The sequence below is a fragment of the Lentzea sp. NPDC020367 genome (genome assembly GCF_044387305.1).
Lineage (GTDB): Bacteria > Actinomycetota > Actinomycetes > Mycobacteriales > Pseudonocardiaceae > Lentzea.
Window position 1 is genome coordinate 228,439 of record NZ_JBIRVV010000002.1, and the last position, 21,472, is coordinate 249,910.

10 protein-coding genes and 1 tRNA gene are annotated in these 21,472 nt (G+C 70.9%); 8 read left to right on the forward strand and 3 right to left on the reverse strand.

All coding sequences use genetic code 11. The features are described 5' to 3' along the window. Positions 1 to 2 precede the first annotated feature (2 nt). A tRNA-Gln gene (locus ACH413_RS08170) sits at positions 3 to 75 on the reverse strand. A 303-nt stretch (positions 76 to 378) separates the two neighbouring features. On the opposite strand from ACH413_RS08170, the gene ACH413_RS08175 reads away from it, so the two are divergent. The 8 genes from ACH413_RS08175 (at position 379) to ACH413_RS08210 (ending at position 19,056) form a co-directional block, all read left to right on the forward strand. Next, positions 379 to 1,920 (forward strand): glycoside hydrolase family 13 protein, encoded by a 1,542-nt coding sequence (locus ACH413_RS08175; RefSeq protein ID WP_360033843.1) that lies wholly within the window; start codon positions 379 to 381, stop codon positions 1,918 to 1,920. Positions 1,921 to 2,011: 91 nt separating this feature from the next. Continuing rightward, on the forward strand, positions 2,012 to 5,431 hold the full coding sequence (locus ACH413_RS08180; RefSeq protein WP_360033364.1) for a DUF4132 domain-containing protein: 3,420 nt from the start codon (positions 2,012 to 2,014) through the stop codon (positions 5,429 to 5,431). Between the two features lie 89 nt (positions 5,432 to 5,520). Then, positions 5,521 to 9,165 carry a DUF4132 domain-containing protein gene (locus tag ACH413_RS08185; RefSeq protein WP_360033361.1) on the forward strand — a complete coding sequence of 1,215 codons (3,645 nt, stop codon included), beginning with the start codon at positions 5,521 to 5,523 and terminating at the stop codon, positions 9,163 to 9,165. Positions 9,166 to 9,280: 115 nt separating this feature from the next. Then, positions 9,281 to 12,886: a DUF4132 domain-containing protein gene (locus ACH413_RS08190; protein ID WP_360033358.1), complete on the forward strand. Its 3,606-nt coding sequence runs from the start codon at positions 9,281 to 9,283 to the stop codon at positions 12,884 to 12,886. Further along, complete coding sequence (locus ACH413_RS08195) at positions 12,883 to 13,953, forward strand: AAA family ATPase (RefSeq protein WP_360033355.1); 1,071 nt, start codon at positions 12,883 to 12,885, stop codon at positions 13,951 to 13,953. Before ACH413_RS08190 ends, ACH413_RS08195 begins: the two co-directional genes overlap by 4 nt. Then, a complete protein-coding gene (locus ACH413_RS08200; RefSeq protein ID WP_360033352.1) occupies positions 13,953 to 16,154 on the forward strand; it encodes a DUF5682 family protein in 2,202 nt (733 codons plus the stop codon). The genes ACH413_RS08195 and ACH413_RS08200 overlap by 1 nt, the downstream gene beginning before the upstream one ends. Further along, entirely contained in the window at positions 16,151 to 17,254 is a 1,104-nt protein-coding gene (locus tag ACH413_RS08205) for a VWA domain-containing protein (protein WP_360033349.1), read from the forward strand. The genes ACH413_RS08200 and ACH413_RS08205 overlap by 4 nt, the downstream gene beginning before the upstream one ends. Next, positions 17,251 to 19,056 carry an SWIM zinc finger family protein gene (locus ACH413_RS08210; RefSeq protein ID WP_360033346.1) on the forward strand — a complete coding sequence of 602 codons (1,806 nt, stop codon included), beginning with the start codon at positions 17,251 to 17,253 and terminating at the stop codon, positions 19,054 to 19,056. Before ACH413_RS08205 ends, ACH413_RS08210 begins: the two co-directional genes overlap by 4 nt. Before the next feature lie 164 nt (positions 19,057 to 19,220). On the opposite strand, the gene ACH413_RS08215 is transcribed toward ACH413_RS08210, so the two are convergent. Together ACH413_RS08215 and ACH413_RS08220 are read right to left on the reverse strand one after the other, a co-directional pair. Beyond that, positions 19,221 to 20,477, reverse strand: a complete 1,257-nt coding sequence (locus ACH413_RS08215) for a hypothetical protein (RefSeq protein WP_360033343.1) — start codon at positions 20,475 to 20,477, stop codon at positions 19,221 to 19,223. Between the two features lie 17 nt (positions 20,478 to 20,494). After that, a complete protein-coding gene (locus ACH413_RS08220; RefSeq protein ID WP_360033340.1) occupies positions 20,495 to 21,415 on the reverse strand; it encodes an ArsR family transcriptional regulator in 921 nt (306 codons plus the stop codon). Positions 21,416 to 21,472: the final 57 nt, after the last annotated feature.

The following is a 21,472-nucleotide window of genomic DNA, read 5'->3' on the forward strand; positions in this document are numbered from 1 at the left end:
AGCTGCCCGTCGAGGACTCGAACCTCGATCTCCGCGTCCAGAGCGCGGCGTCCGTGCCAATTGGACCAACGGGCATCAAAAAAGCCGCCTCGTCGCGACGGCGACGGGACGGCTCCCCGGAGACATGAGGGTCAGCTCATGCCGAGGAGCACCAGTCGTGCTGATGGCTCATGTGTTGCTGCATCACGGCTGGCTCCTTCCTCCGGTCTGGTGGGATCCACTCTGACGGATGGCGTGGCGGGCTTGCAACGCAATATTCCGGGCTGCAAAAGTTTGCAGATCATGCGCAACATGTTTAGCAATCCTCAAGCCGACTTGCGGAAAACTTTTGCAACGTCTTTCCTGGACCGCTGACACACCCCATCGGAAGGCATGGACATGTCCCAGGACTGGTGGCGCCACGCCGTCATCTACCAGGTCTACGTGCGCAGCTTCGCCGACTCGGACGGCGACGGCGTCGGTGACCTGCCCGGCATCCGCTCACGCCTGCCCTACCTGCGCGACCTGGGCGTCGACGCGGTCTGGATCACGCCGTTCTACGCGTCGCCGATGGCCGACGGCGGCTACGACGTGGCGGACTACCGCGCGGTCGACCCGCAGTTCGGCGGGCTGGACGACGTGCGCGCGTTGGTGGACGACGCGCACACGCTCGGCATCCGGGTGATCGTCGACATCGTGCCGAACCACAGCTCCGACCAGCACGCGTGGTTCCAGGAGGCGCTGGCCGGACGTGGCCGTGAGCGGTACATGTTCCGCGAGGGCGTCGGGGACCAGCCGCCGAACGACTGGGAGTCCGTCTTCGGCGGGCCGGCGTGGACGCGGGTGGCCGACGGGTCCTGGTACCTGCACCTGTTCGCGCCGGAGCAGCCGGACCTGAACTGGGAGCTGCCCGAGGTGCGTGCGGAGTTCCGCGACGTGCTGCGGTTCTGGCTGGACCTGGGCGTCGACGGGTTCCGGGTGGACGTGGCGCACGGGATGATCAAGGCGCCGGGGCTGCCGGACATCGGGCACGCGGACCAGTTCAAGTTGCTGGGCACGGAACCGTTGCCGTTCTTCGACCAGGACGGCGTACACGAGATCCACCGCGAGTGGCGTGAGGTCATCGACTCGTACGAGGGCGAGCGTGTGCTCGTGGCGGAGGCGTGGACGCCTTCTGCCGAGCGTACGGCCATGTACCTGCGTGCCGACGAGATGCACCAGGCGTTCAACTTCCACTACCTGACCGCGGAATGGACGTCCGAGGCGTTGCGGTCGGTCATCGACTCGTCGCTGGCCGCCGTCGAACCTGTTGGGGCGCCTACTACCTGGGTGCTGTCGAACCACGACGTGCAACGGCACGTGACGCGGTACGGCGGCGGTGAGACCGGTGTGCGCCGTGCGCGCGCTGCGCTGGCGTTGATGCTGGCGTTGCCGGGATCGGTGTACTTGTACCAGGGCGAGGAGCTGGGTCTGCCCGAGGTGCTGGACCTGCCGGACGAGGTGTTGCAGGACCCGATGTGGGAGCGGTCCGGTCACACCGAACGCGGTCGTGACGGGTGTCGCGTGCCGTTGCCGTGGGCGTCCTCCGGGCCGTCGCTCGGGTTCGGCACCGGCGGGTCGTGGCTGCCGCAGCCGGCGGACTGGGCGAAGCTGTCCGTGGAGGCGCAGGCGGGCGACCAGGACTCGATGTTGTCCTTCTACCGCAACGCTCTGCGCGTGCGCCGCGAGAACCCGGCGCTCGGTGCCGGCCTCACCTGGGCCGACGCTCCGGACGGCGTGCTGCAGTTCGAACGGGACGGGGTCGCCTGCGCGGTGAACCTGTCCGGGGCGGTCGTGGAACTGCCGGATCCCGGCTCGGTGCTGCTTGCTTCGTCGTACTACGGAGTGCGCGACGGGCTGTTGCTCCTGCCGCCGGACACCGCCCTCTGGTGGAAGCTCTGACCAGCGATTTCCTCTGATCAACAAAAACTGTCAGACCCCCTGAGTACGGTCCGTGGACATCAGCTCCAGGTCGGATTCAGGGGGTCTTGTGGTGCGCAGGTGGGAGCTCGTCTCCGACGGCTCGGCGAAGTTCTGGGAGGTCGGTCAGGCCGGTGCCGTGGTGACCGTCCGGTTCGGACGGCTGGGCACCGCCGGGCAGTCCCAGACCAAGGAGCTGACGTCCGAGGCGGCCGCCGCTGCGCACGTCGCGAAGCTGGTGGTGGAGAAGGAGAAGAAGGGCTACCGCGGCACCGCTGACGCCGTGCCCGCACCGGTCGTGGAGGCTCCTCCTCGCGACGAGGAGACGTGGGTGATGCCCGCGAAGTGGCTGGCGCAGGCGATGCGCAGACGCGACGTCAGACCGTTGCCGGAGTTCACCGTCGACGCCGCGATGGCGCAGCGGTTCCGCGACCACGTCGCCGCGCACACCGAGAAGATCGCCGAGGCGCTGACGGCACCGGACCACGAGCAGGATCTGGTGCGGGCGTTGCGGAACCACCACGAGGGCCGGCCTGATCCGCTGGGGGTCGCGGTGCTCCTGACGTTGATCAAGTACGAGTACGGCATCTCGCCGGTGCACTGGTGGATCGAGGACTTCGGGCTGCCGTTCGCCGCCGTGGCGGCCGTGCACATGGCGACCGTGATCGACGGCTACGGCACGTTGAAGGTCCACCTGCCGCACCACAGCGTGGATCGCGACGCTGACGCTCTGGCGCTGATCGACGTGCGCACCGCACTGGCGGTGGCGGACGACGCGACCTATGCCGCGACGGTGGCGGAGCTCGAGAAGGTCGGCACCACGTGGTTCGGCGTGGCCGCGCGGGCCTTCCTGGCCCCGACGCGGCAGGACTGGTTCGAGGAGGCGAACGAGTCGGGGGCGCCGACCTGGATGATCCACTGCTCGGCGACGACCGTCGAGCAGTTCGGAAACCTGAAGCACGGGCACCTGATCTGGTCGCCGATGAGCGTGTTCACCGCGCTGCACGTGCTGGGCCCGGACATCGCGCCGGTCCTGGAGGCCGAGTTGCGGGCGAAGGTCGAGTGGGGTGCGGAGTGCCGCAAGCTCGCGCTCGAGGTGCTGTCGGTGCTGCCGACCGACGAGGCGTTCCTGATGCTGCTGACCCGCCTGCACGAGCGGTACGTGCGGCCGGCGCTGCTGTCCGCGATGGCGGCGTTCCCGGCTCGGGCGGTGCGGTTGATGGCACACCGCGCGATCACCGACGTGGACGTCCGCAACCTGCTGCGCGCCCACCTGTTGACGCATCCCGGCCTCGCACTGCCCTCCGGCATCGCCGATCTGGTGCCGGATCCCGTTCCGGACGCACCGGCGGACGCACTCCCGCGCGTGCTGGCCGCGCCGCCGTGGACGCACCGTCGCCCGCAACCGAAGCCCGTGGTGCTCAAGGATCTTCCGGTGCCCGCCGCCCACCTCACGTGGCTGCCGGGTGAGCGCGAGGAGTGGGAGAAGCTCACCGGCTGGTGGACGGGCCGCGGCGAGAACTGGGAGGCGATGGCCGCGGCGATCCGCGCCGGCCACACCAGCCGCTACCACGACCACCGGTTGTTCGAGAGCGGCCCGGAGGAGCTCGCCCGCCCGCTGCTCGCCGGCTGGACGCCCGGCGACACCTGGGGAAGCGAGAGCTGGGGCAAGCGCATCACGGCCAGGTTCGGCATGGACGCCCTGCCCGCGATGCTGCGCCTGGCGGCCGGCAACCCGCACGTGTCCGGCGTCGTGCTGCTCCCCTACGCCACCACCGAGGTCGCCGGGCTCATGGCGGACTGGTTGGCACGCCTCAAGACCGCTCGGGCGTTCGCCGTCTCCTGGCTGTCCCGCCACCGCGAGGCCGCCGCCCGTCTGCTGCTCCCCGCCGGGCTCGGCCCGGCGGGACCGGCACGCCGCAACGCCGAGGTCGCCCTGCGCCACCTCCACCTCGAGACCGGTGTGGACGTCATCGCCCTCGCCACCTCGCACAGCGCCGAGGCGGGCGCGGCGATCCGCGCGCTGATCGAGATCGACCCGCTCGACGTCCTCCCGGCGAAGCTGCCGGTGATCGGCGACTGGGCCGATCACCGGCTGCTGCCCCAGGTGCTGCTGGCCGACGGCTCCGGAGCGCTGTCCGCCGACGCCGCGAAGAGCCTCCTGATGACGGCGGCGCTGTCCAAACAGGACGCCGTCTACCCCGGCCTGCCACTCGCTGTCGAGGCGTGCGACCGCGCGTCGCTGGCGGAGTTCGCCTGGGCGGTGTTCGGCCGCTGGCAGGACGTGAGCGCCCCGGCCAAAGACGGCTGGGTGCTCACCGCCCTCGGCTGGTTCGGCGACGACGAGACGGTGCGCCGCCTGGCACCGCTGATCCGTTCCTGGCCGGGCGAGAGCCAGCACGCCCGCGCCGTGACGGGCCTCGACGTGCTCGCCCAGATCGGCAGCGAGGTGGCACTGACCCACCTGAACAGCATCGCGGAGAGGGTGAAGTTCAAGGGCCTCAAGGCCAAGGCCCAGGAGAAGGTGTCGGACATCGCCGCCGCGCTGGGCCTGAGCCGCGACCAGCTCTCCGACCGGCTGGTGCCCCGGCTGGGCTTGGACGACGCGGCGACGCTGGTGATCGACTACGGCCCGCGCCGGTTCACCGTGGGCTTCGACGAGCAGCTCAAGCCCTACGTCCTGGACGCGGAAGGCAAGCGCCGCAAGGATCTCCCCAAGCCCGGCGCACGCGATGACCAGGAGCTCGCGCTGGCGGAGCACAAGCGGTTCGCGACGTTGAAGAAGGACGTCCGCACCATCGCGTCCGACCAGATCCACCGCCTGGAACGCTCGATGGTCGACCAGCGCACCTGGACCGCCGAGGAGTTCCACACCGTCCTCGCCGGCCATCCGCTGCTGTGGCACCTGGTCCGGCGGCTGGTGTGGATCACCGACAGCGGCCTGACCTTCCGCCTGGCCGAGGACCGCACGCTGGCCGGCTCCTCCGACGACGAGGTGACGCTGCCCGCGGAGGCCGTCGTCCGAGTCGCTCACCCGGTCGACCTGGCGGGCACGCTGCCGGCCTGGGGCGAGGTGTTCGCGGACTACGAGATCCTGCAACCGTTCCCGCAGCTGGGCCGCTCCGTCCACGCCTTCGGTCCGGGCGACATGGTCCCCCAGCTGCACAGGTACCTGGGCAAGGACGCGCCGGTGGGCAGGTTCCTCGGCCTCACCAAGCGGGGCTGGGTGCGCGCCGAGCCCCAGGACAACGGCCACGAGCCGTGGCTGCTCCGTCCGCTGCCGTCCGGCGGCGCGCTGGTGGCGAACCTGGATCCCGGCATCTCGGTGGGCGCGATCGACCTGTTCCCCGAGATGAGGGTCGCGGAACTCTGGTTCTCCGCCAGCGGGGAGGGCGACTGGGTCGCACCCCGCGGCGGTGGTCCGTCCACGTTCGACGTGGACGCGGTCACCGCGTCCGAGGTCCTTTCAGAACTGGAATCACTGCACGCGTGAACGCGGGAACGGTTGGTCGCCGACCAACGTCAGACCGGCTCGGCACGGTCGCCGGCAACACACTTCGGATCGGAAGCAGGGAGCAGTCAGTGCGCAGGTGGGAGCTCGTCTCGGGCAGCGCGGCGAAGTTCTGGGAGATCGGGCAGGACGGTGCCGCGGTCACCGTCCGGTTCGGACGACTGGACACGCACGGCCAGACCCAGACCAAGGAGCTGGCGTCCGCTGCGGCGGCGCAGGCGCACGTCGCGAAGCTGGTGGCGGAGAAGGAGAAGAAGGGCTACCGCGCAACCGGTTCCGCCGAGGCGACCACGCCCCGGCCAGGCGCCGAACAGGCCTCCACCGCTTCCTCCGCGGCCACCCAGCCCGCTGACGCTCCCCCAGCCGCCACCTCCGCCGCCCTGAAGCCCGCCGCCGTCGAGCCCGTTGACTCTCCCCTAGCGGCCACCTCCGACCCCACTCAGCCCACTGACGCCCCCTTGGCGGCCACATCCGCCGCTGCCCAGCCCGCTGCCGAGAAGCCCGCCGTCGTCGACGAGGACACCTGGGTGATGCCCAAGGCCTGGCTGCGCGACGCGATCCGGCAGCGCGGCTGTCACCCCGCCCCGGTGTTCTCCGTCGACGCCGAACTGGCGGAGGAGGCCAGCCGACGCGTCGGCGAGCAGACGGACACCACGATCGAGCGGATCCTCTCCGAGCCGGCCTCCGACCCCGATCTCGTTCACGCGGCCCGCGAGCACCTCGCCGGCCGGCCGAATCTCGCCGGAGCGGCGGCGATCGCGGCCATCATCGGCACCGGCGAGCAGTCCGTGCACGCCTGGATCGCCGACCACGGCCTGGTGTTCGCGGCGGAGGCCACGGTCGAGTTCATGAGGGTGATCTGCGCACGCGAGTGGCTGTCGCAGCAGCGCACGTACGGCCACGAGCGGCTGGCGTCCCGCGGCGGGTACTCCCACATCACCATCGGCAGCGTCGACTGCAGGATGCTCCTGGCGATCCGGTACTCACTCGCGCTGACCGACGACGCCGAGCGGGACGCCGCGGAGACCGCGCTGAGCAGGCTGGACGAGATCGACGAGCCCAACGTCAAGCTGGTGCGGGCGTTCCTGATGCCGGGGCGGTCCGACTGGTTCCAGGAAGCGTGCCAGACGCCGCACACTGGCACCCGCTGGTGGATCCTCCACTGCAGTGCTACGACCTTCGAGGAGTTCGCGAGCACGCCGAACTCGGTGGCCGGCAACTCGACCGTCTTGCACACCGCGCTGTACGTGCTGGGTCCGGCGATCGCGCCGTTGCTCGCCGACGCACTCGATCACCAGTACCAGCGCGCGGACACCCGCAAGCAGGTGTTGAAGACGCTCGCCGCGTTGCCCACCGACGAGGCGTTCTCGCTGCTGCTCGACCGGATCGACACGAAGTACGTGCGCCCGACCGTGCTGTCCATGATGACGGCGTACCCGGCGCGAGCGGCCAGGCTGCTCGGTGAACGCTCCGCCCGCAACGAGGAGTTCCGCCGTCTGCTCAGCGTGCACCTGCGGACGTATCCGCACCTGGACGCGCCCGCGGGTTTCGTCGAGATCGAGTCCGCGGCGGTGCCGGAGGCGTCGGCGGCAGAACTGCCCGCGCTGCTGGCGTCGCCGCCGTGGCTCCACCGCAAGCCGGCGGTGAAGCCGGTGGTGGTGCCGGATCTCCCGGTGCCCGGCGCGTCGCTCACGTGGCTGCCGGGTGAGCGGGAGGAGTGGCTGAAGGACGGCCACTGGGACACCCACGCCTACAAGACGTGGGAGCACTGGCTGGCGGAGTACAAGGCGGGCCGGATCGGTTACCGCATGGCCGACCTGCTCGTCGGGGCGCCCGAGGACGAGGTGCGGCACTTGCTCGCCGACTGGCAGCCCAACCTGGGGTGGAGCGCCGAGTCCGCGGGCAAGCGGCTCGCCGCGAAGTTCGGCTTCGACGCGTTGCCCCCGCTGCTGCGCATCGTGGAGAGGAACTCCGCCACCGCGGTGATCGTGCTGCCGTTCGCCACGCCCGAGGTCGCCGCGCTGATGGCGGACTGGCTGGTGCGGCTCAAGCAGGTCCGCAAGACCGCGCTGAGCTGGCTCGCCCGGCACCGCGAGACGGCCGCGCGTTTCCTGATTCCCGCCGCCCTGGGCAAGCCCGGTGCCGAGCGGCGCAACGCCGAGACCGCGATCCGCCACCTGCACGGCCTCGGGGTGGACGTGGTGGCGCTGGCGCCGAGCCCGGAGGCGGCCGAGGGGCTGCGGTCCTTCCTGTCCGTCGACCCCGTCGACGTGCTGCCCGCCAAGCTGCCGGTGCTCGGCGAGTGGGCCGACACCCGCCTGTTGCCCCAGGTCCTGCTGCGCGACCGCAAGCAGGCCCTGTCCCCCGAGGCCGCGCGTCATCTGCTGATGACGGCCGCGTTGTCCAAGCCGGGCGACATCTACGCCGGGCTGCCGATCGCCCGCGACGCACTCGACTCCGGCTCGCTGGCGGAGTTCGCGTGGGCCGTCTTCCAGCGCTGGCAGGAGGTCGGAGCGCCGTCGAAGGAGGGCTGGGCGCTGACCGCGCTCGGCTGGTTCGGCGACGACTCGACGGTCCGCGCGCTGTCGCCGTTGATCCGGGTGTGGCCGGGCGAGAGCCAGCACACCAGGGCGGTGACGGGTCTCGACGTGCTCGCCGACATCGGCACCGAGGTCGCCCTGTCGCACCTCAACAGCATCGCGGAGAAGGTGAAGTTCAAGGGCCTCAAGACCAAGGCCCAGGAGAAGGTCGCCCAGATCGCCGACGAGCTCGGCCTGTCCCGCGACCAGCTGGCGGACCGCCTCGTGCCGCGCCTGGGTCTCGACGACGCCGCGACCCTGGTGATCGACTACGGCCCGCGGCAGTTCACGGTCGGCTTCGACGAACAGCTCAAGCCGTTCGTGCTCGACCCGGACGGCAAGCGCCGCAAGGACCTGCCGAAGCCCGGCGCCAAGGACGACCAGGACCAGGCCCCGCTGGAGCACAAGCGGTTCGCGGCGCTGAAGAAGGACGTCCGCGCCGTCGCGTCCGACCAGATCCACCGGCTCGAACGCGCGATGGTCGACCAGCGCACCTGGACCGCCGAGGAGTTCCACACCGTCCTCGCCGGCCACCCGCTGCTCTGGCACATCGTCCGCCGGCTCGTGTGGATCACCGGCGACGGCCTCTCGTTCCGCCTGGCCGAGGACCGCACCCTCGCCGACTCCGGTGACGACGAGTTCACGCTCCCGGAGGCCGCCACCGTCCGCGTGGCGCACCCGGTGGACCTCCAGGCCGAACTGGAGGCGTGGGGCGAGGTCTTCGCCGACTACGAGATCCTGCAGCCGTTCCCGCAGCTGGGCCGCCCGCTGCACCTGGTGCCGGCGGGCGAGGACCTCCTTCCCCAGCTGAAGAAGTACTGCGACGTCGACCTCCCGATCGGCAAGATCCTGAGCCTCACCAAGAAGGGCTGGATCCGCGGCGAGCCCCAGGACGCCGGGGTGGAATGCTGGATCACCAGGCCGTTGCCGTCCGGCGGCGCCCTGGTCGCCTCGCTCGACCCCGGCATCGCGGTCGGCGCGATCGACGTCTTCCCCGAGATCAAGTTCACCGAACTGTGGTTCTCCGCCAGCGGGCACGGCTACTGGTCGTCCCAGCGCAACGCCTCGGGCAGCTTGGAGGCAGACGCCATCACGGCCTCCGAAATCCTGTCCGAACTGGAGTCACTGCAGTCGTGACACCGTGAATCAGGGGGTCTGATCAGCTCTTTAAGCTCACCGTAAAGAATTGTCAGACCCCCTGAGTAACGTCCGTGCACATCAACTCCCTTGTGTGGCCCCAGGAGGTACAGCAGTGCGCAGGTGGGAACTCGTCGCGGACGGCTCCGCGAAGTTCTGGGAGATCGGGCAGGACGGCGCGACGGTGACCGTCCGGTTCGGACGGCTGGGTACCGCCGGCCAGACCCAGACCAAGGAGCTGGCCTCCGCCGAGGCGGCCGACGCACACGTCGCGAAACTGGTGGCGGAGAAGGAGAAGAAGGGCTACAGACCGGAAGGCACCGCCGCCGGGGCACTGCAGCCCGCGGCCACCGAGCCCGCCCCTGCCGCACCTACGGCAGCCAAGCGCGCGGCCACCAAGCCCACGGCCACCGAGTCCGAGCCTGTCGCACCTGCAGCCACTAAGCCGCCCGCCCCCAACCCAGTCACCGAGCCCGCCGCCACCACTCCCGCGGTCCCCCTCGACGAAGACACCTGGGTGATCCCCAAGGCGTGGCTGCGCGACGCGGTGCGGCAACGCGGGCTCGCTCCGGAGCCGGAGTTCGCCCTCGACGCCGCCAAGGCAGAGCAGGCTCGGAAGCAGATCACCGAGCAGGCGCAGGCGATCGAGACCGCCCTGACCGCCAAGCGCTCGAAGGCGGAACTGGTCAGCGCGGCCCGCGAACACCTGGCCGGACAGCCCACCACCGTCGGTGCGGCGGCGATCGCGGCCATCACGAAGCCGGGCGTGCCCGCCGTGCACGCCTGGATCGCCGACCACGGCCTCGCCTTCGCCACCAGGGCGGCCGTCGAGCTCACGGGCCTGACCTTCTCGGACGAGTGGGACGACAAGCGCGGCGACTGGACCGGCACCTGCCTGCAGTACGACCGCGGCGGCTTCCAGACGTCGATCGGCGAACCGGAAGGCCTGATGCTCACCACCCTCCGGTACGCGATCGCCGTCGCGGTTCCCGAGGACCGCGCGGCCGCCGAGGGCGTGCTGGAGAAGCTCGGCAAGTCGAAGACGGAGAAGGAACTCCGGTCCTTCCTGATGCCCGAGCGGGCCGACTGGTTCACCCAGGTCCGCAAGCAGGGCTACACGCCGAGCCGGTGGTGGATGCTGCCGAGCAGCGCCAGGAGCCTAGAAGCCTTCAGGAAGGCCGAGGAGTCGGTCACGGCGTCGGCGTTCCTGCTCTACACGGCGGTGTACGTGCTCGGTCCGGCCGTCGCGCCTTTGCTCGCGGAAGAGCTCGACTCCGACAGCTACCACCAGCGCACGGGCGGCCGCAAGCAGGCGTTGACCGTGCTGGCGGCGTTACCGACGGACGAGGCGTTCGAGATCCTGCTCGACCGGCTGGACGGGAAGTACGTGCGGCCCGCCGTGGTGTCCGCGATGAGGGCGTTCCCCGTGCGGGCGGCGCGGCTGCTGGCCGAGCGCGCGTCGTCGAGCGATCACGTGCGCCGGCTGCTGCACATCCACCTGCGGAGCAACCCGCACCTGACCGTGCCCGACGAGGTCGCCGCGCTGCTCGCCGAGTCCGCCGAGGCGATCATGCCGGAGGCGACCGCCGACCAGTTGCCGGCGCTGCTGGCCTCGCCGCCGTGGCTCAGCCGCAAGAAGCCGGTGAAGCCCGTGGTGCTGACGGATCTTCCGGTGCCGGAGGCGGCGGTGATCTGGGAGCCGGGCGAGCACGAGCAGTGGCTCGCGTCCGGCTCGGAGTGGGTGCAGAGCCACCACGACTGGCGCAACCTGCTCAAGGAGTACCTGGCCGGCCTGATCGGCTACTACGACAACGACCTGTTCCTCCTCGCCCCCGAGGACGAGGTGCGGCACCTGCTCGCGGACTGGAAGCCGGTCTACAGCTACGGCGTCGAGGAGTGGGGCAAGAACATCGCCGCCCGGTTCGGCGTCGACGCCGCGCCGGCGCTCATCCGGCACACCCAGTCCGCTCCGGCCGGCACCGGAATGGTGCTGTTGCCCTTCGCCACCGTCGAGGTGGCCACACACATGGCCGACTGGTTCGCCCGCACGAAGGCGGCCCGGCGCTGGGGCCTCGAGTGGCTCGCCCGGCACCGCGAGCAGGCAGTCCGTCTCCTCATCCCGGCCGCGGCCGGGAAGGCGGGCGTCCCTCGTCGCAACGCCGAGGCGGCGTTGCGACACCTGAACAACAACCTCGGTGTCGACGTGGCGGCCATCGCCAAGGAATGCGGTGCCGAGGCCGCGATCGACGTCGTGCTGGCGGTCGACCCGGTCGACGTGCTGCCCGCGAAGCTGCCGGCGATCGGCGAGTGGGCGGACACCCGGCTGCTGCCGCAGGTGCTGCTGGCGGACCGCAGGCACGCCCTGTCCGCCGAGGTCGCCGGTCATCTGCAGATGACGGCCGCGCTGTCCAAGCCGGGCGAGCTCTACGCGGGCCTGCCGATCGCCCGTGAGGCGCTCGACCCCGTCTCGCTGGCGGAGTTCGCGTGGGCCGTCTTCCAGGCCTGGGAGCAGGCGGGCGCGCCGTCGAAGGAGAGCTGGGCGTTGAACGCGCTCGGCTGGTTCGGCGACGACGAGATCGTGCGCAGGCTGTCGCCGCTGATCCGCAACTGGCCCGGCGAGAGCCAGCACGCCAGGGCGGTCAGCGGGCTCGACGTGCTCGCCGACATCGGCACCGAGGTGGCGCTGTCGCACCTGAACAGCATCGCGGAGAAGGTGTCGTTCAAGGGCCTCAAGACCAGGGCCCAGGAGAAGGTCGCCCAGATCGCGGCCGAGCTCGGCCTGTCCCGCGAACAGCTGTCGGACCGGCTGGTCCCGCGCCTGGGTCTCGACGAGGCCGCGACCCTGGTGATCGACTACGGCTCCCGGAAGTTCACCGTGGGCTTCGACGAGCAGCTCAAGCCGTTCGTGCTGGACCCGGACGGCAAGCGCCGCAAGGACCTGCCGAAGCCCGGCGCGAAGGACGACGAGGAACTCGCGCCGTTGGAGCACAAGCGGTTCATGGCGCTGAAGAAGGACGTGCGCACCATCGCGTCCGACCAGATCCAGCGGCTCGAACGCGCCATGGTCGACCAGCGCAGGTGGAGCGCCGAGGAGTTCCTGACGGTCCTCGCCGCGCATCCGCTGCTGTGGCACCTGGTCCGGCGCCTGGTCTGGATCACCGACGAGGGCACCTCGTTCCGGCTGGCCGAGGACCGCACGCTGGCCGACGAGCACGACGACGAGTTCACGCTGCCCGAGAGCGCCGTGGTCCGCGTGGCGCACGCGGTCGAGCTGCGGGAGGCGTCGGCGGCGTGGGGCGAGGTCTTCGCCGACTACGAGATCCTCCAGCCGTTCCCGCAGCTGGGCCGCCCGGTCCACCTGCTCGCCTCGGCCGGCGACCTGCTGCCCCGCGCGAAGAAGTACTGCGACACCCCGTACCCGATCGGCAAGATCCTCGGCCTGACCAAGAAGGGCTGGGTGCGCGGCACACCGCAGGACGCGGGCGTCGAGTGCTGGATCACCCGCCCGTTCCCCGACGGCGGCGCGCTCGTCGCCCGGCTCGAGCCCGGCATCGCGGTGGGCGCCATGGACGTCTTCCCCGAGGTCGGTTTCAGCGACATGTGGTTCTCTCCCAACGGTCACGGCGCGTGGTCCGCACCGCAGGACGCGCCCGCCACCTACGAGATCGACCCGATCACCGTCTCCGAACTCCTCTCCGAACTGGAGTCCTTGCAGTCATGACCAGCACCCAGACGATGCAGCGACCTCCCGCCGAGGTCCGCTACGCCGACGAGCTCGCCCTGCTGCGGGACACCGACACCGCGCCCAGGCCACCGGGCTGGGCACTGAGCCTCGAAGCCGCGCGCCGGTTCGTGGTGGGCGACGAGAACCGGGGCGTCAGCAAGAAGTTCGTGGGCGATCCATCCCTTGTGGACAGAGCGCTGGTCACGCTCGCGACGAGCCGCGGCCTGATGCTCGTCGGCGAACCGGGCACGGCGAAGTCGTTGCTGTCCGAGCTGATCGCGGCGGCGGTGTGCGGCGAGTCGACGCTGACGATCCAGGGCGGCGCGGCCACGACCGAGGACCAGATCAAGTACTCGTGGAACTACGCGCTGCTGGTCGCGGAAGGTCCGTCGCCGCGCTCGCTCGTGCCGGCGCCGATGCTGCGGGGCATGGCCGAGGGCAAGATCGTGCGGTTCGAGGAGATCACCCGCTGCCCGCTGGAAGTCCAGGACTGCATGCTGTCGATGCTGTCCGACCGCGTGATGGCGATCGGCGAGCTGAACGGCCCGGACGGCATGGTGTTCGCGCAGGACGGGTTCAACGTGATCGCCACGGCGAACACGCGGGACAGGGGCGTCAACGAGATGAGCGCCGCGCTCAAGCGGCGGTTCAACTTCGAGACGGTGTTCCCGATCGCGGACTTCGACACCGAGCTCGCGCTGGTCGAGCAGGAGGCGGCGAAGCTGCTGGAGAAGTCCGGCGTGGAGCTGGCGCCGAGGCGTGACGTGCTCGAGGTCCTGGTCCGCACGTTCCGCGACCTGCGCGAGGGCGGCGACCGGCTCACCACCGTCATGAGCACGGCCGAGGCGGTGTCTGTGGCGCACGCGGTGGGGCTGCGGGGCTGGTTCCTGCGCGGCGAGGTCGGGTCGGCCGCGGACGTCGTGGAGTGCCTGGCGGGCACGGCGGCGAAGGACAACGCGGAGGACCTGGCGAGGTTGCGGCGGTACCTGGAGCAGCACGCGGCGCGGCGCAAGGGCAAGCAGTGGCAGGAGCTGCACCGCGCCCGTCACCTGCTGCCCGGCTGATGGGGGCCGTGTTCGTCGGCGTCCGGCACCACAGTCCCGCCTGTGCCCGGCTGGTCGCCGCCACGATCTCCGAGCAGAAACCCGCGTACGTGCTCATCGAAGGTCCCGCCGACTTCAACGAGCGCATCGACGAACTGCTGCTGGGCCACGAGTTGCCCGTCGCGCTGTTCAGCTACTCCGACCAGCACGCGTCGTGGTCGCCGTTCTGCGACTACTCGCCGGAGTGGGTGGCGATCACCGAGGCACGCCGGTGCGGCGCCGAGGTCAGGTTCATCGACCTGCCCGCGTGGCACGAGGCGTTCCGCGACGTCAGCAACAGGTACGCGGACGCGGAGCTGCGCTACACCGAGGTCGTCGAGCGGTTGTGCCGGGAGTTCGCGGTCGACAACGTCGACGCGCTCTGGGACCACCTCTTCGAGTGCGAGACCGAGCCGAAGGGCATGGCCGAGTACTTCGACCTGTTGCGCGGCACGGCGACCGCGGACGAGGGCGACTCGGCGCGCGAGGAGTACATGGCGCGCTGGGTGCGAGCGGCGGTGCGGGACGCGGGTGACAGGCCCGTCGTCGTGATCACCGGCGGCTTCCACACGGCCGCGCTCAAGGCGAAGCTCGACGGCAGCACCGAGTGGCCCGAGGTTCCGGAACGGGAGAGAGGCGCGAGCTATCTCGTGCCGTATTCGCACGCACGGCTGGACGCGTTCACCGGCTACCAGTCGGGCATGCCGTCGCCCGGCTACTACCAGCAGGTCTGGGAGGCGGGGTCGCAGCGCGCGGCGGACTGGCTCGTCGAGTCGGTGGCGACGCGGCTGCGCAAAAGGCAGCAGCCGGTGTCGACGGCCGACCTCATCGCGGCGCGCACCCAGGCCGGGGCGTTGGCCCGGTTGCGCGGTCACGAGAACCTGGCGCGCACGGACGTGCTCGACGGGTTGACCAGCGCGTTGATCTCCGAGGACCTGACGCAACCGCCGCCGTGGACGCGGCGCGGCACGTTGCAGCCCGGCGCGCACCCGGCGTTGATCGAGATGATCGGGGCGTTGCGGGGCGGCAAGGTCGGCAGGCTGCACCCGGACACGCCGGCACCACCGCTGGTCAACGCTGTGCAGGAGCTGTTGCGGACGTACGGCCTCGATCAGGAGGGCAAGGTCGCGCTCGACCTCACGGACGCGGAGGCGTTGGAGCGCAGCAGGATCCTGCACCGCCTGCGGGTGCTGCGGATCCCCGGCTTCGAACGCACCAGCGGCCCGTCCGAGGGCGCGGCGCCGCAGCTGGACGAACAGTGGACGTTGCGGCCGGTCGAGGAACGGCTGGCGGCGCTGATCGAGGCCGCCGAGAACGGCGCCACGCTCGAGGAAGCGGCGGGAGCGGTCCTGGAACGCCGCTCCCGGGACGCCCAGCTGGAGGACCTGGCCACCATCCTGTTCGACGCGGTGCTCTGCGGGATCTCGGCGTTGTCCGGCAAGGTCCAGCAGACCCTCAACGAGGGCGTCCAGGCGACGGGCGATCTCGCCGCGCTCGGGTCCGTGCTCAGCGGGGTGCTCGGGCTGTGGCGGCACGACAGGTTGTTCGGCACCAGGAAGGACCCGCTGCTGGGCTCGGTGATCGACGTGGGCACGGCGCGGGTGCTGTGGCTGGTCGAGGGCCTGCACGGCGGTCCCGCTCCGGCCGATCCGCACCGCCTCAAGGCGATGGCGGCGACCAGGGACGCGGTACTGCACGCCAGATCCGCGCTGTCACTGGACGTCGCAGATGTCACCGGCGTCGCGACCCGAGTGAGCAACGACGTGGAGGCACCGCCGGACTTGCGCGGCGCGGCACTCGGCCTCGCCTGGACGTTGGGCTCCCAGCCGGACGTGCGCAAGGTGCGCAACATCGAGGCGCTGGGTGACTGGCTCGCCGGGTTGTTCGCGGTCGCGCGGGAAGAGGTGCTGGCGAGCCCGGACCTGGTCGGGGTGCTCGACGAACTGGTCAGCGCGATGACCGAGGACGAGTTCCTGGTGGCGTTGCCCGCGTTGCGGCTCGCCTTCAGCTACTTCCCGCCCAGGGAAAGGGAGACCATCGCGGCGACCGTGCTCGCCCATCGCGGCGTCGAGGGCAGCACGAAGGGCGTCACCCGTCTCACCGTCGACCCGATGGTGGTGGCGGAGGCGATGGCGATCGAGAAGCGCGTGGACGCGTTGCTGGTGAAGGGCGGGCTGGCATGACGGACCTGGAACGCTGGCGGCTGATCCTCGGCGAACCCGCGTCGCGCTGCACCGGAGGGTTGCAGGGCGACGCGGCCCGCCGCGACACGGCGCTGGAGTGGCTCTACGGGCGTGATCCCGAGCTGGCCGAACGAGGTGTGCGCAAGGGCGGCAGCGAGGACTCGGTGCTGCAGACCGTCGACTGGCTCGACGAGGTGCACACCCTCTTCCCGCGCGAGACGATCGAACGGCTGGAGCGCGACGCGGTCGAGCGGTACGAGATCACCGACATCGTCACCGATCCCGAAGTGCTGCAACGGATCGAGCCGAACCCGGCGCTGCTGCGCGCGGTGCTGCGGACCAAGCACCTGATGAACCCGGCCGTGCTCGCGCTGGCGCGCAAGATCGTCGAGGCGGTCGTGCGGCAGTTGATGGAGAAGCTGAAGACGGAGGTGCGCACGGCGTTCAGCGGCACGAGGTCGCGGCGGCCGAGCATCCACAAGAACTCCCGCAACTTCGACTTCCGCTCCACGATCAGGGCGAACCTCCAGCGCTACCAACCGGAAGAGCGCAAGCTCGCGATCGAACACCCGAAGTTCGTCTCCCGCACCAAACGCCACCTGGAGCAGTGGCAGGTGATCCTGCTGGTGGACCAGTCCGGGTCGATGACCAGTTCGGTGATCCACTCGGCCGTCACCGCGGCGTGCCTGTGGGGCCTGCCGGGGCTGCGGACGCACCTCGTCGCCTTCGACACCAACGTGGTCGACCTGACCTCGGACGTGACGGACCCGGTCGAGCTGCTGATGAAGGTGCAGCTCGGCGGCGGTACGGACATCGCCAAGGCGGTGGCGTACGGCGCCGGCCTCGTGGACAGCCCGCGCCGGTCGATCGTGGCGATCATCAGCGACTTCTACGAGGGCGGCAACGCGGAGCACCTCGTCCGCACGGTGAAGGGCCTGTGCGAGCAGGGCACGCACGTGCTGGGCCTGGCGGCGCTGGACGACGAGGCGAACCCGGACTACGACCGGGCGCTGGGCCAGCGCCTCGCGAACGTCGGCGCGCACGTCGGCGCGATGACCCCAGGACAGCTCGCCGAATTCGTTGCGGAGAAACTCAGGTGACCAGACCCGACCTGATGGCACTGACCCCGGACGCCCTCGCGGCGCTGGCCAACCGCGGTCTGGTGAAGCGTGCCGTCAAGGAGCTCGACGCGGGCGTCGTCCCGGCGCTCGACACCGATCCGGCCGGAGCCGTGCAGGGCAAGTTCCCGGACGGCACCACGACCACGTTACCGCCGGGCATCGCGCTCGACGCGGCGCAGTGCAGCTGCGGCGCGGCGGGCGTCTGCCGACACCGCATCGCCGTAGTCCTGGCGTACCAACGCACGCAGGAGACGACCGCACCGGCAGAGCTGTGGTCACCGGGCACGGTGACGGACACCGACCTGGTGGCGTTGATGGGCGAACGCACGCTGCGCCGTGCCCGCAGAGCGTTCCAGGCGGGCTACCGCGCCAAGCTCCGCCGCCCGACCGAGGCGGACCAGACGGCACAGGCGGAACTCCCCACCTGCACGGTCACGTTCCTGGTCCCCGGCGACCTGTCGTACGTCCACACCGACGCGGTCAACAAGGACGAGGCGACGGCGCTGGCGGTGTGGGCGTTCCGCGAGGCTGACGAGCAGGGCACCGACACGGTCGACGTCGGTGGATCTCCCACCACCGCAACGGATCTGAGCGCCGTCACAGATCTCCTCGACCAGTTGCTGCTGGACGGCGCCACGAACGCGAGCGAGGTGCTCGACGTCGCGTGGCAGCGCCTGCACCGCGACCTCACCGCGCAACGCCTGCACTGGCCCGCCGCAGTGATCGCCGACCTGCTCGCGCAACTGACCGCGTACCGCAAGCGCAGCGCCGACTACGAGGCCGAACAGTTCGCCGCGCTGCTAACGGAACTACACGCCCGAACCACCGCCACGGGCCCACGCGCCGAGATCCTGGGCCCGGACGAGCCCGCCGAAACACCGCTCAAACGAGTCCGGCTGACCGCGCTGGGCGCCCGCGTGCGCGCGGAGAACGCGGTCGACGTCTACTTCGCCTCGGGCGACGTCGTCCTGGTGCAGCGCGACACTCCCCTGCGCACCGGCGCACGGCTGGCGGCGTCGAACGTGGTGTCCGAGTCGGCGACGCGCAGCGCGAGCCGCGCGGTGACGCTGAAAACGAGCAGGGTGGCCAAAACCTCGCTCACACCAGTCGGCACGGCCTGGGACCACCTCCCGCAGGCCCTGATCATCGACGACTACGACAAGGCAGCCGCACACCTGGCCGAACTACCGCCACGCCAGGTCCGCGCGAGGGTGGAGGCCGAACTGGTCCGCGCGATCCGCGTCACCGAGGTCTCCGACCTCGCCTACGACCCGGCCGCCCAACGCCTCACCGCGACCCTGCACGGCCCCACCGGCACGACGTGCCTCCTGGAAGCAACACACCGAGCCGTCGCACCGCAGTCACTGGACGCGCTGACAACGGCGTTGCGCGCCAATCCCACGATGATCACAGGCAGCGTCCGGCGACACCGCGGCACCCTGGTCGTCGACCCGCTGGCCGTCCACACCCAGGCAGGAGTGGTCGTCGCGGACCTGGCGACCGACACGACGCCGCAACCCCTCTCGCCGGGGGCCACGGCGTCCGATCCGCTGAGCGCAGCGATCGACAGCGCACTGACGGTGCTGGCCGAGGCCTCCCACCGAGGCCTGGACCACCTGACGGACAGCCTGCTCGCCCGAGTGCGCGAGGTAGGCGCGCACCTGCACCGCGCGGGCCTGCGCACGGCGGCAGCAGGCGTCACGGCGTTCGCCGACGCCCCGGCCTCCGCCACCTGGCTGGCGGCACACCTGCGATTACTGGTGACGGCCGACGCCCGCTGACACCCTCACGAGCCACCGCCGACACGGCCTGTGGACAACTGCAAAGCCTGTGGACAGAGCGGGAACCAAATCCGGGGTTCGCGCGTTGCGTAAGGAGGAATCGCGCGGAGGAGCGGTGGGCCCAGCGTCAGCTCACTGCACACTCGGCGCCAGGCACCGGGGCGTCAGCTCACTGCACACTTGGCGCCGGGCACGGGCCGTTCGACCTGCCCCGCCACCACCGACTGCCCCGCCACCACCGACGAGGTCGGATCGATGCGCTGCGACAGCACGTAGTCCTCGGCGGCCTCAGCCACCCGCCCAAGCCGCTCCAGCACGAAGCCGCGGAGATACGCAGCACGAGCCGCACCCCAGCCGCCGAGCGCAATCCCGCGACCGTAGGCCTCCAACGAAGCCTCCAGCTGACCACACGCGGCGAGTGCGTCGCCCTGCAACGCCCACGTCCTGTGGTCGCCGGGACTGAGCTCGACCAGTTCGCCGGCGTAGCCGACGGCGCGCTGGCCGAGGCCGACGGCGACGTGGGTCTGCACGAGGAACGAGTAGAGGGCGTAGGCCTCGTCCGCCCAGGCGAGCCGGTCCATCTCGGCCGCGTCCGGTGTCGCCGAGGTCAGTGATTCCAGCGCCCGGCCGAGGAGGCGGTGGGTCTCGACGATGTCGTGCCGTACGAACGGAACCGCGGCGATCGCCCGGTGCAGCCGCGCTCGGTGCAGCGCGGCGGCGAAGCCCTTCTGCGGCAGCTCGGACGACGCCTTCATCGCCAACGCGGCGGCGGCCTGCAGGGACGTGGAGTCGGCGCCGCGGGCGGCGTTGCGGAACACCACGAACAACGCCAGGTCGCGGCGCGTCTCGGGAGGAAGCCCGGACCTGGCGCCGCGCAACGCCATCGCCTCCACGGCGGACGACGGGAGGTGGCAGCGCAGCACGGCGAGCTGTTCCAGCGCGAGCTCGGGTGAGAACGCGTGTTTGCGCGGATCGATCACGCTCAGGCCGATGACCGAGGCCGCGCGCTGCGGATATCCCAGGCGCAGCAACAGATCGCAGGCCAGGCGCCGTTCGGCCGTGCGCAACGAGCCGAGCGCGCGTTCGTGCACCCGCCACCACAGTTCGGAGGCCAGGTCTACCGGGAACTCCGTCATGTCCGGGGCGACGCCGTCGAGCCGGCCCCAGCTGGCGGCCGTCAGCAGCCGCAGCTGGGCGGACGGCGGCTGGTCGAAGCGCGGAACGCCCGCCGCGGCGCCCGTCACGAACGCGCGCGCCATCGCGTGGGTGATGCGCGCGTGCAGTGCGGAAGTCGGGCCGGGGGCGGACAGTCCGGCGTAGACGCCGCAGGCGACGGGAACCTGGGCGGTGCGCAGGGCGCGCAACCGGACCGCCAGCGCACGGGGACTCGGGTCGGTGCGGTACCGCGGCATCGCGGTCATGGCTGGCCTCCCTGATCTCAGTTCAGCAGTTCCCAGCCGCGGCGGGTCAGGCGGTGGCGGACCGACCTGCCGTTGCGGTGGGTGGACACGAAACCCGCGGTGCGCAGGGCGGTGGCGTGCTGCGACGCCGTGGGCAGGCTGATGCCCACGTGCTTGGCGAGTTCGGTGGTGGTGCGTTCGGAGGTGAGCGCCCGCAGCACCAGCGTCCGGGTGCGTCCCAGCGCCAGTTCGAGGCTGGCGCCGCTCGGTTGCGGTGCCGTGACGGGGTAGAACAGCAGTGGCTGCGGTTCGGCGAACATCGACACCGCCGGGCGGGTCAGCCCGTTGAGCACCGGCACGATGAGCATCCCCGTGCCGCGCAACGAGATCTCGGTGTCCCAGCCCAGCTCGACGTGCAGTGCGGGCGAGGTCCACGAGATCGACGGGTGCAGGTGGCCGAGCAGGTCGCCCAGCCCGCGCGTCACGGCCTGCGACGACCGCAGGCGCACCTCGGCGTCGAACCCCTGCCGCGTCTGCGGCCAGTTCGGGCCGAGCAGGTCGCGGAACCCGGAGTTGAAGGCAGACCTCAGGTCCTGGCGCGAGGTCGGCGTGCCGGCCGCGAACGACCGCAGCCACGGCGACGTCGTGCCGAGCATGCTCGCGATCTGGTCGCGCACCCGCGTGGACGGCACTTCGAGGACCTGGCGCACGGCGTCGTCGAAGTCGGGCCGCGCGGAGTTGAAGAAGTCGGGAATGAACCGGCCAGGTCTGACCAGTTCGGCGAGCGGACGGATGTGCGGCAGCAGCAGCCGGTCCCAGTTGCCGCTGTGCACCGTGAACACCAGCTCGTACATCGGCAGCGGAGCCGACGCGAACCGCGTGCGCGCCAAATCTTCCAGCTCGAACAGAATTGTCAGTCCGCGCCCCTTGGGCACGGATTCGGACATCACGATTGGCATGTGCTTCCCCCCGGAGTGCCCCCCACTTCCGAAGGTACGCAGACTTCGTTGTCCGGT